At 40.5% G+C, this 12770-nt stretch carries 12 protein-coding genes; 9 read left to right on the top strand and 3 right to left on the bottom strand.

Annotation, left to right across the window (positions count from 1 at the left end; genetic code table 11):
- Nucleotides 1–26 precede the first annotated feature (26 nt).
- A complete protein-coding gene (locus J8M01_RS01125; protein ID WP_192508794.1) occupies nucleotides 27–356 on the bottom strand; it encodes a 5-carboxymethyl-2-hydroxymuconate Delta-isomerase in 330 nt (109 codons plus the stop codon).
- Between the two features lie 66 nt (nucleotides 357–422).
- On the opposite strand from J8M01_RS01125, the gene J8M01_RS01120 reads away from it, so the two are divergent.
- The 7 genes from J8M01_RS01120 (at nucleotide 423) to J8M01_RS01085 (ending at nucleotide 8316) form a co-directional block, all read left to right on the top strand.
- On the top strand, nucleotides 423–893 hold the full coding sequence (locus tag J8M01_RS01120; protein ID WP_211047493.1) for a CreA family protein: 471 nt from the start codon (nucleotides 423–425) through the stop codon (nucleotides 891–893).
- A 3-nt stretch (nucleotides 894–896) separates the two neighbouring features.
- Nucleotides 897–1691, top strand: a complete 795-nt coding sequence (locus tag J8M01_RS01115) for a hypothetical protein (protein WP_192508792.1) — start codon at nucleotides 897–899, stop codon at nucleotides 1689–1691.
- Nucleotides 1675–2298, top strand: coding sequence for a LysE family transporter (locus J8M01_RS01110; RefSeq protein ID WP_211056745.1), 624 nt, complete (start codon nucleotides 1675–1677; stop codon nucleotides 2296–2298). The genes J8M01_RS01115 and J8M01_RS01110 overlap by 17 nt, the downstream gene beginning before the upstream one ends.
- Nucleotides 2270–2842: a gamma-glutamylcyclotransferase family protein gene (locus tag J8M01_RS01105; protein WP_247670924.1), complete on the top strand. Its 573-nt coding sequence runs from the start codon at nucleotides 2270–2272 to the stop codon at nucleotides 2840–2842. Before J8M01_RS01110 ends, J8M01_RS01105 begins: the two co-directional genes overlap by 29 nt.
- Nucleotides 2829–4385, top strand: a complete 1557-nt coding sequence (locus tag J8M01_RS01100; RefSeq protein ID WP_211056743.1) for a serine hydrolase — start codon at nucleotides 2829–2831, stop codon at nucleotides 4383–4385. The genes J8M01_RS01105 and J8M01_RS01100 overlap by 14 nt, the downstream gene beginning before the upstream one ends.
- Before the next feature lie 102 nt (nucleotides 4386–4487).
- Nucleotides 4488–5405 (top strand): histone deacetylase family protein, encoded by a 918-nt coding sequence (locus J8M01_RS01095; protein ID WP_192508788.1) that lies wholly within the window; start codon nucleotides 4488–4490, stop codon nucleotides 5403–5405.
- 394 nt (nucleotides 5406–5799) lie between these two features.
- A complete protein-coding gene (locus tag J8M01_RS01085) occupies nucleotides 5800–8316 on the top strand; it encodes an EAL domain-containing protein (protein WP_211056741.1) in 2517 nt (838 codons plus the stop codon).
- On the opposite strand, the gene J8M01_RS01080 is transcribed toward J8M01_RS01085, so the two are convergent.
- Nucleotides 8289–9104: a DUF2797 domain-containing protein gene (locus tag J8M01_RS01080; RefSeq protein ID WP_211056740.1), complete on the bottom strand. Its 816-nt coding sequence runs from the start codon at nucleotides 9102–9104 to the stop codon at nucleotides 8289–8291. The two genes, J8M01_RS01085 and J8M01_RS01080, sit on opposite strands and share 28 nt — an antisense overlap.
- A gap of 130 nt (nucleotides 9105–9234) precedes the next feature.
- The gene (locus J8M01_RS01075; protein WP_211056739.1) at nucleotides 9235–10743 is read right to left on the bottom strand and encodes a carboxypeptidase; all 1509 of its coding nucleotides are present in this window, start codon (nucleotides 10741–10743) and stop codon (nucleotides 9235–9237) included.
- 275 nt (nucleotides 10744–11018) lie between these two features.
- Between J8M01_RS01075 and J8M01_RS01070 the strand changes: the two genes are divergently transcribed.
- Nucleotides 11019–12251, top strand: a complete 1233-nt coding sequence (locus tag J8M01_RS01070) for a diguanylate cyclase (protein ID WP_211056738.1) — start codon at nucleotides 11019–11021, stop codon at nucleotides 12249–12251.
- A gap of 173 nt (nucleotides 12252–12424) precedes the next feature.
- Nucleotides 12425–12763 (top strand): P-II family nitrogen regulator, encoded by a 339-nt coding sequence (locus J8M01_RS01065; RefSeq protein WP_192508782.1) that lies wholly within the window; start codon nucleotides 12425–12427, stop codon nucleotides 12761–12763.
- Nucleotides 12764–12770 lie beyond the last annotated feature (7 nt).

Raw genomic sequence — 12770 nt, 5'->3', positions numbered from 1 at the left:
TATTATACGATAGCTACCGACTCAGTTCAGTTTTTTCGATATATTTGTGGTATTAAATCGTAAATGTGAACACTTAATTGCCATTTGTCGGTCAGCTGTATTTGCAGTTGTTGAAATAAAGTGTCGCTGAGGTGCTGCTTTTGCTCGATAGTTCGACCAGTCATGATATGCGCTTGCACATGAACAAAACCGCACTTTTCATTACCAAGTTTGTATTGCTGAAATTGAATCAAGCGTGACTTTATCATGCTTGGGTCAAATAATAGCGTTGACGCAGCAGCATTATGTAGACTTTCTAATAGGTCATTGTCACAAATGGGCAAGTTATGAGAATGTTCAATGATCAGGTGTGGCATGATGACTTATTGTGTAGTTTATGCGTAAATGCCAATTATATTAAGTAAGTTAAGGAGCAAAGCCAAATGTTTAATTATAAACTGGTTGGGTTATTACTGTGCATTAGTACTTTATCTGCATGTTCAGATGATGCAGCGAAAGTAAGTCTAGGATTATTCACCACTAAAGATGTTGTTGTGTCAGCTCAGCAAGACCCGTTGGTCAGCGGCGTGACTTGTCATATTAGCCATGTTGAAGCAGATCTTGATTTTTCAGACCCCTCTGATATGTCTATTGCTTGCCGCCAAACAGGCCCAATAACTGCTGCGCAGTTACAGGAGATTGATTTGTCGAAAAGTGGTGAAATTGTCTTTAAAACTTCGAAAAGCATTTTATTTAAGTCACTCAAAGTGAGACGTATTTTTGACGCACCGACACGTAGTTTAATTTATTTATCGTATTCAACAAAAGAGACCAGTGGTAGTCACCACCATGCCCTGTCTACTGTACCATTGTACGGCACACAGGCATGGGAATGGGCAAATAAGGCAAAGTAAGTTATGTTGACACTTTTTAAATCACAACCATTATTAAGCGACTCAGAAGTTGAGTGGCTAATTGACACTTTTGTATGGGCATGTGAGCAGTTTGATGGCCAATATTTTATGACTGAAACTCAGATCATTGAGCCCACAGGCGCATTTTTTCCAGACCAAGTAACGAGTGTCGAACAGATGGCCAGTACCGTATTTAATCGAGTAAGCCATTATGCGGGCATGCAAGCATGGCCAATTAGTGTGGTTAACCCGCAACAACATATGCCGCAACAAAGTATGCCTATGTTTAGCTTTATTGATGAAATACGGGGTGAAAAAGCGAAATTAGTTAACCCCCCTGCACTGAATATGCAATTGTCTTATAACCCTAATCAGATCAATCAGCCACAAGATTTAGTTGCGAGCTTTGCTGGCTCGCTCGCCACTGTGATGATTTACCATCGAGGCGTGTTACCCCCAGGAGGTGAGGAGCAAATTGCCGCAGCAAGCGATGCGTTGGCTTGTTTTTTGGGGTTTGGTGTCATGATGAGTAATACGGTGTATCAGTTTAAGGGCGGATGTGGGTCATGTTATAATCCATATGCGAACCGTCAGGCAGCGTTGACTGAACCACAAACCGTTTTTATGCACGCGTTAATTTGTCATTTCAAACCTCAAGTTGATGGTAAAAAGCATTTGAAGCCTCACTTGCGCAGCGTTTACAAAAAAGCACAAAAGCAGTTGAAATTGTATATTAATGACACGCCAAACCCAATATTGTTGGCCCTTGAGGAGCAGCGTCATGCTCGCCTATCTTGATGAGTTTTTGCTGATAGCGATAGCGCATTTTTTTGCGGTAGCAAGCCCAGGTCCTGATTTTGCACTTGTGTTAAAACAAAGCGTCCAGCAAGGGCGCGCAAATGCTTTATGGACTAGTGCGGGGGTCGCACTGGGAATTCTTGTACATGTTACTTACTGTCTATTTGGTGTTGCTATTTTATTAGCTCAGTCAGAGACTGCCTTTAATGTTTTAAAATATGTCGCGGGTGCGTATTTAGCGTACATGGGGCTGCAAGCATTGCAGGCGCAAGCCAATACGAACTCTGTTGCACAGCCTCAGCATACTGCACATATTGAATCTAACTTTATGGCATTACGCCGCGGTTTTTTAGTGAATGCATTAAATCCTAAAGCAACCTTATTTTTCTTATCTTTGTTTACGTTAGTTATTTCCGCAGATACACCCAGTTATGTGCAGGCGATATATGGTGGCTATATGGCCATAGCCACATGGCTGTGGTTTTCTTTCTTATCGGTCATGCTAACTAAAGATACTGTACGGGCATTTTTTCACAAAGCGGGTCATTGGTTTGATAGAGGAATAGGCGTGATTTTAATTGCACTGGCGATTAGAGTCGTTATTTAATGAGTACTCAACAATGGAAATAGCGACTTATTATAATTTTGCGTTTGGCTCAAATATGTCGAGTAAACGACTGCTTGCGCGCTTGCCGCAGGCCAAAAAAGTGGGTGTCGCACAGTTGTATGGTTTTGAACTTAATTTTTCAATGTTAAGTACAGATGGTTCCGCAAAATGCAATATTCACCGAACCCATTCTGAGCATAGCGTGGTTTTTGGTGTGCTCTATGCCTTGAACGCGCAGGAACAATTGTTGCTTGATAATATTGAAGGGACTCGTTACGACCGAACTGAGATCTTGGTGCAGCTGATCTCAGGAGAACAGGTGAGCGCATATTGTTACATTGCAAATACGTTTATTGCGGATCAGCTGCCATTTGATTGGTATGTTCAGCATGTGTATACGGGCGCGTTGGAGCATGGCTTTCCGCTACCTTATTTAGAATACATTCAGCAACAGCGTAGTGTTGTTGATGTGCAAAAATGCCGTTCAGAGAATGAGCTTTCGATTTATAAAAATAAAGAAGTAAAAAATAATGAAACCTTTTAGAACGTTAGTCGCAACCGCTCTTCTGTTAGTGCAGAGCGAATTTGCAGAGGCGAAAGATCAGGTAACAGTGAATGTTGCCGATGTCGATAAAGCTGTTCATGCTGCGATGGCGCAATTTGATATTCCAGGTATTGCGATTGCTGTTGTGGAAAATGATCAGGTCGTATTGTCAAAAGGCTATGGTGTCAGAGATATCGTTTCGGGCGCTAAAGTAGATGAGTATACACTGTTCGGTATAGCTTCAAACTCTAAAGCATTTACTGCTGCTAGCATTGCTATGCTCATAGATGACGGAAAATTAAGTTGGGACGACAAAGTGACTCAACATGTACCTGAGTTTCGTCTGTACGATGAGTATGCAACAGCACATATGACTATCAGAGATTTATTAAGCCACCGTAGTGGGTTGGGGTTAGGTGCTGGCGATTTGATGATTTGGCCTGATACGGATAAATCAGTGCAAGATATTATCCAAGGGTTACAGCATATTCCTCCAGCTTCCAGCTTTCGTAGTGAATATGCATATAACAATTTAATGTTTGTTGTTGCAGGTGAAGTGATCGCTCGAGTATCTGGTGTAAGCTGGCGTGAATTTGTTGAGCGGCGCATTTTTAAAATATTAGGCATGCAAGCGTCGAAAGCGGGATTCTCACGTATCGAAAAGGATAATAAGAATTGGGCGACAGGTAATATCCCTGATAATGGCAAGCTAACGCCTTTTTTTGTCGACTATTTGCAAGACTTTCGTGGTGCCGGTGCAATTGCATCCAATGTAGATGATATGAGCAAGTGGTTGTTGACGCAATTAGCCGCTGGTAAAACACCACAAGGAGCGCAATTGTATAATGCCGAACATCAGGTGCAAATGTGGCACCCTCATATTATGAGGTTGCCCAAGCAGTCATCGTTTGATGCCTATCGTCAGCAGTTTCGAGGGTATGGTCTTGGCTGGGCTATCGAAGATTATTTTGGTTATAAAAAGCTAGGCCATGGTGGTGGGATCTTAGGGATGGTATCACAAGTGGCGATGATCCCAGAGAAAAAACTAGGTGTAGTGGTGTTATCAAATCAACAAGCATATCCAGCACTGACAGCGATAATCCATGAAGTATTTGAAGATGCTTTGGGGAGAACAGATAAAGATTGGGTTACATTATTAGCCACTGAATATAAGTCAGAGAAGGCGAAGTTGTACGCGGAGGCTGGGGTTGTTTCGCCAGCGGTAAAGCAAGCGCCATTACCGCTGCAATATTATACTGGGACGCTCACGAGCCAGTGGTATGGAGATGTTATTGTTGAATCACTGGACGGTAAGTTGCGTATCGATTTCACACATACCAAAATGTTAAAAGGCCAATTAGAACATGTTTCAGGCAATCAGTTTGTTATTCGGTGGGATGAGCAGCGCCTTGAAGCTGATGCCTATATTTATTTTCAACTGAATAAAGAGCAGACTGTCAGCCATGCCACAATGGAATTTGTGAATCCAGATATTTCGGATTTTAGCTTTGACTTTCACGATTTGAAGTTAAAGGCGAAATAAACTCGGGTCATTACACCAAAGTCGCAAAGTCCGGTGCAGGCGGCTTTGCTACACTGCATGTTAGAATATGAGTTGCTATCAAACTACTTAAAAGGAGCTAACATGCGTACAGCAGTGATCAGTCACCCATATTGCCGTAAACATAAGATGATAACTGAACATCCAGAATGTCCGGCTCGGTTAGATGCAATAGCTGATAGATTGTTGGCGTCAGGATTAGATATTGCTGTTGCACAAAAACAAGCACCTGCGGCAACGCTTGCACATATAGGCTTGGTGCATGATAGCGCGCTGATAGATAAAGTGTTGACGCAATTACCTACACAGGGTCTGAGTGAGTTAGATGGTGATACTTGGTTATGTCCGGATTCATTTAAAGCCATTGAGCGTGCTATTGGCGCAGGCCTTTTAGCTGTCGATGAAGTGTTAGCTGGTAATTTGGATGCTGCTTTTTGTAGTGTTCGCCCGCCAGGGCATCATGCTAACCAGCACACATCTGCTGGGTTTTGTGTATTTAACAATGTTGCCATAGCCGCTGCATATGCTAAACAACAGGGAGTAGAGCGGGTTGCGATTCTGGATATAGATGTTCATCACGGAAATGGCACACAAGATATTTTTAAAGCAGATCCAAATGTATTATTTTGCTCTTTGTTTCAATATCCTTTTTACCCAAATACAGCGATTGAAAATACAGATACAGTGTTAAATTCACCACTGCCAATTGCCAGTGATGGTCATGATTTACGTGCTTTATTTACTCAACAATGGTTGCCGAAACTGATTGAATTCTCTCCTCAGCTCATTTTTATTAGCGCGGGTTTTGATGCGCATTTAGAAGATGAGATGGGCAGCTTGAAGTTTATCGAGTCAGATTATCAATGGTTTACAGAGCAAGTTGTGCAATTTGTTAATGATAGTCATGCACTTGGTATCATCTCTTATCTAGAAGGTGGATATGATTTGTCAGCATTGGGGCGCAGTGCTGTCACGCATATTAAAGCGTTGGTTAATGGTTGAGTCAAAATAGAGAGATTACGAAATGCCTTTTAACAAAGGGAAAGCCTGAGAGGGTGAAGTTAAAAGTATTTTTTCAACGCAGCACTGACCTTCGTTAATAAGTGATTGTTGCACTAATTGGGTTAATGTGTCTAGGTTGATTGGGCTAACTAGTTGCTGTGATAAATTATAGCATTCGCCATTTTCGTATATCACAATTATATCTTTAAGTGTTTGTTTATCAATGTAATACAATGATATTTTCAAGCATTCTTCATTGTAAATAAAGTCAATACTCTCTGGAAAGCATAATATTAAAGGGTAGGATTTTATTGTCATTTTTTGTTCTTAATCAAAGTATGAATGATGAGCAACATTATACTGGTTCGGATTGCTAAAAAGCGAGACTGAGCTTATGGAAACTGATAACCGTCAATTACAAATTAAAGATATATTTTCTAATCGGTTACTCTCTTGTGGGCGAGACACACCTTTGGTTGATGCTGTAAAACTGATGAGAGCGGATAAAGTGAGTGCTATTTTTGTCACCGATAATGAGCGCATCGTTGGCATTTGGACGGAATCAGATAGTGTTAAATTGAACTTTGAGAATCCAACATTTTCTCTCACGCCGATAGGGGCATTGATGGCGTCGCCTGTGCACGACATTCGCATCAATAAAACCTTAGGAGAAGCGACAATCAAGTTTCACCAATTAGGGATAAGGCACCTTTTGGTGAAAGATGAAGATAATCAGGCCATAGGTGCGGTGTCTTTATCTGATATTGTGCGTAATCAGGGCTTAGATCACTACTTACATTTTCGATCGATCGCAGATCATTTTGAACGAAAAATTAGTGTACTAAAAAGCGATGACTGTATATCTGTCGCCATCAATGCAATGAAAGAAAAGCGTGATACTGCGGTGTTAGTGTTTAACGAAACACTAGCTGAATATGGCATTATTACACAACGAGATATCGCCTATATGGTGTTAAATCCTGACTGGCGAATGGTCTGTTGGCAACTAGCAAGTTACCCAATGTACTCTGTGACACCGGAAGACAGTTTGTTTGATGCCTACCGGTTAATGACATCTAAATCGATTCGGCACTTGGTTGTTAAAGATCCGAAAACAGAGTTAGTGATTGGATTGTTGGCACTTAAGAACGTTTTAACGGAAATTGAAACTGCTTATTGCAGTGAGCTTGAGAAGGTTTTAGCACAACGTGATGTTGCATTACAAAAATCAGAAAAGAACCTCTACTTAGCGAACCGCATCATTGATGCCTCATTAGATGGCATCATGATCACTCGATGTGATGGAGAGATCATTCAAGTAAACCCTGCATTTAGCATACTGACAGGTTATCAGGATTATGAAGTATTAGGTCAGAATCCGAGTTTGTTGAGTTCTGGGATACATGGTGCAGAGTATTACGAAAAAATGTGGATACAGCTTCATGATAAAGGAGTTTGGCAAGGTGAAATTTGTAACCGGAAAAAAAATGGCGATGTATATGTTGAATGGCTAACAATCATTGAGATCAAAGAGCCTTATAGCGAAGATGTTTTATATGCGGCGATTTTTAGTGATATTACCGAGCGTAAAAATGCAGAAGAAAAAATAGTAAGGTTGGCGTATTTTGATGAGCTAACGAGCTTACCAAATAGGCGTTTATTTCATGACCGCTTATCTATGGCGCTAGCCGGGGCGCATCGAGATAAGCAAACGTTAGCGGTTATGTTTATTGATCTTGATCGTTTTAAAGAAGTAAATGATTCATTAGGGCACAGTGCTGGGGATCAATTATTGATCCAAGTCAGTGAACGTATAAAGAAAAAACTCAGAGAAGGAGATACTCTGGCACGTTTAGGGGGAGATGAGTTTGTTATTTTGCTCACAGAAGTGAGTGATATTGACAGTGTTGTCGAGTTTGCAAATAAGATTTTAGAACAGTTGAGTGTGCCATTTGAACTGGGGGAAATATGTGTTACGGCTACCGCATCTATCGGCGCTGCAATTTACCCCGAAGATGGGTTGGACAGTGAAGCGCTACTGAAACATGCTGATGTTGCTATGTACCGTTCAAAAGAAATTGGTCGAAATTCTTTTCAATTATATAGGGCCTCAATGAATGCACGTTCGTTGGAACGCTTATCAATGCTTAGCCGGTTCCAGAGCGGACTTGATAACAATGAGTTTGAATTATATTTTCAACCATTGCAATGCTTAACAAGTAACAGGATCAGCAGTGTAGAGTGTTTACTGCGTTGGCATGATCCTAACTTGGGTATGATCTCACCAGCGCAGTTTATTCCGCTTGCCGAAGAATTGGGCCTTATAATACAGTTGGATAAATGGGTGATTAATCGAGCGTGTGAGCAAATGGCGTTTTGGCGATATCAGGGGGTAGATATTCGACGTATTGCAATCAATGTTTCCGCACAACATTTGTGTCAAGGGGACCTTACAATGACAGTTGCACATGCGTTAAATAAGCATAGTTTAAACGGTCGTTACGTGGAACTTGAGCTGACAGAGAGCAGCTTTATTAGCAACTTACATGATGCCAAAGCAGAGTTAAAAAAACTAAAAAACTTGGGGGTATCAATTGCTTTAGATGACTTTGGAACAGGCTATTCGGCGTTAAGTTATCTGACCAAGCTACCAATAGATATCTTAAAAATTGATGCCAGCTTTATTGCAAAAATCCCCGATGAATATGGCAATAGTGAAATTGTAAGCGCGATCATTGCGATGGCGAAAGCACTGAATTTACATGTTGTTGCAGAAGGAGTAGAAAAGCCAGAGCAACGTCAATTTCTACAAAAACTGGGTTGTCATACACTACAAGGCTTCTTGTTTTGTAAGCCTCTGGCTGCGACTAATTGGATTAATTTTTATAATTGCGCAAAGTTGACTTCATAAGAGGTGAACTTTCGAATATTGATCACTCCAGTGTCAAAGATTAAGTACTGTCCCTTGATCCCTTGTAACGTCCCACTGACCTCGGGGTTTTTGTCAAAGTTGAATGAGCTCACTTTTTTTGGGTATACGTCAACAGGAAATGAGAGGTCTACGATCTCTTCGTCGAGCAATTCAATGGCGGTTGCACCAAACAACTCGGCAAGTTCACTGAGTTTTTTCTGGATTTGTGGAATTAACTGTTCCGCTGCAGCTTTGAGATCGGCATCAACACTAATGCCTTTGAGCATGTTGCGCCAATTTGTTTTGTCCGCAATGAACTCTGCAAGTGCAACTTCTACCAGTCCTGATTGTAATCGGGTTTGTACTTTAAAAATCGGGAGAGCTTGTGTTGCGCCTTGATCTATCCAACGAGTAGGGATCTGGGTGTGTCGAGTAATACCCACTTTTAAACCTGATGTGTTGGCCAAATATACATAGTGAGGAGTGAAACAATTGTTTTCGCCCCACTCAGGCTCTCGGCAGGTTCCCTGATCATAATGGCAAGTTTCAGGCTTCATGATACACATGTCACAACTTGCGAGCTTTTTCATACATACAAAGCAATGCCCCTGAGAATAGCTCTTTTTGGTTTTTTTACCGCAATTGCTACAAAATATATTGCCTGTGTGGGTTAATGTAATATGCTTGCCGATAAACGGGTTAAGATCTATTAGTGCATCACCAACAGGTAATTGATACTGAATAGGATCTGTGAGTTGTGCTTTTAACTTACTCAAGGTACCTTGCATCTTTACGCCCCTAAAGATGTTATAAAAAAGCAATATTATCAAAGCGCAGGAGGGAGGGCCAACTTTCAGTTCGTTATTTATCGGAGCCAGTGTGAAAATGCATTAGCTAACATCTTCACACTTTTATATATCAATATTTTGCAGCTTCATCAGGATTAGGTAATGAAGATTGAATAAACTCACGCAATTCTTGATTTGATTTTTTAAGGTCAGCACGACGTAAGTACATCATATGCCCTGAACGATACCCTTTAAAACTTAATCTATCCCGCATTTTTCCACTGGGGTCTAGCTGCCAAAGAGTGTATTTAGCATCAAAATAATTAGTAGCGCCATCATAATAGCCAGCTTGAATCATCACATTCAAATAAGGGTTTTGAGCCATCGCTAATCTAAGTTGTTCACCTGTTTCATTATTACTGCGGTCCCAAGGGTAGACATCTCCAAACATATTATATTTAACGTCAGTTTTATAATTGAGCTCTTCTCTTAAGTAATAATTAATGGCTGGTGTAAATGAATGCAACCACGATGTCAGCTCTGGCCAATAGTCTGGACTGTCACCAGCATCTCGTTTATCAATACCTAAATAGCGCGAATCTAATCGGCCTAAGGTAAATCCTTTGCTCCTTAATAACTCTTTCCAAAAAGCGTCAGTGGGGATGTCTAGGTTATTTTGTGCTACGAACTTTTCAGATAGGCCACTGTATTTGGCTACCTGTGCTATGGTGCTTATTTTCTCTTTGGTACCAATAAAAGCGCCTTTGGCCAAAGCTGGTAAATATTGATTAATAGTATAAGTCTCTACCTCAGCTAATACTTCTAATAAATCTTTATTTTGTAAGCTGGGCTCCAATGCTTTGTGATACCACGCGGCTGCGGCAAAATACGGTAGGCGGTTAGCGGCTTTCATGGGGCCTTCGCGTTTGATGCCAATGTCAGTTGGTGATACTAAAACGACTCCATTAATATACATCCATTGTTGATTTTGTAATGCATGAGCTAACCCAGAAACACGGGTTGTGCCATAGCTTTCACCAATGAGAAATTTAGGTGAGCGAAAACGATTATGACGAGTGACAAAGGTGTTTAACCATTCACTGAGGTATTTAATGTCAGCATTGACCCCAAAAAACCATTTTTTCTGGTCCGCTTTGCTGGGCATAGTGCCATCTTTATTGGGGAGTACGCGAGAGTATCCGGTGTTGACTGGGTTTACGAACACAATATCTGCAACATCCAGCACTGAAAAAGGGTTGTCTTGTAAGCCATATGGCTGCACTGGGTACCCTTCATTATCTATTTTTAGAACTCTTGGCCCTGTATAAGCGATGTGCATCCAAACAGATGCAGAGCCCGGCCCGCCGTTGAATGAAATTAATAGCGGGCGTTTACTGTCATCTTTTACCTTGTCTTTTTTGTAGTAGGTATAATGTAATGTTGCAATGGGATGACCTTGTGTATTCCACACTGGCTGGGTGCCAGTGTTAACCGTATAATTTATTTTTTGATTATTAATAGTCGCTTTATGTTTAGTAATAATATGGCTATCAACATCAATAGCTCTGCTATTTTCAGTGGCTGATGCCACTGTGCTAATAAAGGTGACGATAAGCACCAATGCTTTAATGAGTTTCATATCAGTCCTACTTTTCACAATTGATCTATTAAATAAGGTTTGGGCCATTATTGCAAAGGATTTGAGTTTAATGGTGTGCTCAATGAGATTGTTGTAAGTAATAAAATAAGACTAGTTAAAAATGCTCAATTGATTGTAGTTTGTAACGTATTTGTGGTTTTTTTTGTAACAAAAATCGCGTATATTTACGACTTAATTATGTCGTATTAAAGTATTTATTTTCTTAAATTCTTGATCCGTTAAGTTTCTCTTAGTAGTAATAGAGCCTCATTCCCATGCAAAGAGTGTTAATTGTTGAAGACAGTAAAGTGGTGCAGCAAGTTCTGCGTCATTTGGCCAGCCTATATTTAGAGGTTGAGATAGATTTTGCTTGGTCTTTAAAAGAAAGCCAAGAATATTTAAACCAACATCAATATACATTGGCGTTAGTGGATCTCACATTACCAGATGCGATGGATGGAGAGGTTGTTCAACTGACATTAAGACAAAATGTACCTACCGTGGTTTTAACGTCTAAAATTGACGAATATAGTCGCCAACAAATGCTAGAACTGGGTGTGGTTGATTATGTAATCAAAGATAACCGAGACTCATACCTTTACGCCGTTAAACTGGTTTCGCGCTTGTTACGTAATCAAGGATGCAAGGCGTTGGTCGCAGATGATTCAATGATCAGCCGGGCAGTTATGAGGCAGATGCTGGAAAAGCAACTGTTTACTGTACTCGAAGCACAAGATGGTGAGCAAGCTTTGCATATGCTTAAAGAAGACTATGACATTAAGTTACTGCTTACGGATTATGCGATGCCAACGATGGATGGTTTTGAATTAGTGAAAGCTATTCGTAATAGCCGTGGACGTGATGAATTGGCCATAATCGGTTTATCAGGTGCGGGCAGTCATGGTCTCTCGGCTAAATTTATTAAATTTGGTGCTAATGATTTCTTAGCAAAACCTTTTATGAATGAAGAGTTCCATTGCCGCATTATGCAAACAATGGAGCAGCTAAATTTAATTGCTGAGATAAAAGAATATGCACACCGTGATTATTTAACAGGGCTTTATAACCGTCGGTTCTTTTGTCAACAAGCGGAAAAGTTATTTAAATCTAAACCTGAGCAATATATTTTAGCGTTACTTGATTTAGACTTATTTAAAAGCATTAATGATAAATATGGTCATGAGGGCGGAGATTCAATTTTAACTCAAGTTGCAGACTTATTAAAAAGTGCATTTAACCATTGTACGGTGGCGCGAATTGGTGGCGAGGAGTTTGCTGTTGTTTTACCTGGGAATAATATGCAAGTTGCAGAGCAAGCGATGAATGATTTTCGTCATAGGTTGGCAAAAACAGAGTTTGACATTAATGATGAAACCCTATTTTGTACTGTCAGTATAGGTTTGGCTTTTTGTAATTATGGCTCATTAAGCCAAATCATGCGTGCTGCGGATAAAGCCTTGTATCAAGCTAAGGCCCAGCAGCGTAATTGTGTTGTAGTGAACAGTTAATCTGTACGCACCAGTTCAGCCCAGCGATCTTAATAATGCACCTTACTGGTGCATTTTTTATGCAAATCATATTCCCTCGATAGTTAACTTAATGAAATAAAAAACAAAAAATTATTGGCATGAAGGTTGGATTGTTGTCACTACAGGATAAGCCTGTCCTAAGGGGACTAACAATGAAAATGATAAGTGCAATAATAAAACCATTTAAATTGGATGAAGTACGAGAAGCGCTGGCAGATCTGGGGGTGGAAGGGATGACTGTCATTGATGTAAAAGGCTTTGGCCGACAGCGAGGACATACTGAGCTCTATCGAGGTGCTGAATATCAGGTTGATTTTATTCCTAAAATTAAACTAGAGATTGCAACACACAGCGAAAATACACAACGTGTTGTTGATGTACTTACACGGGCTGCTCATACAGGGAAAATAGGTGATGGAAAAATATTTGTATACGAACTAGATCAGATTGTGCGGATCCGTACTGGTGAATTAGACGAAGAAGCTATTTGAGGACCAA

Origin of the sequence: Pseudoalteromonas sp. MMG005 (assembly GCF_018101015.1) — a bacterium.
Classification (GTDB): domain Bacteria; phylum Pseudomonadota; class Gammaproteobacteria; order Enterobacterales; family Alteromonadaceae; genus Pseudoalteromonas; species Pseudoalteromonas aurantia.
Note: the sequence above shows the minus strand (reverse complement) of the source record. Positions and strands in the feature narration are given on the sequence as shown.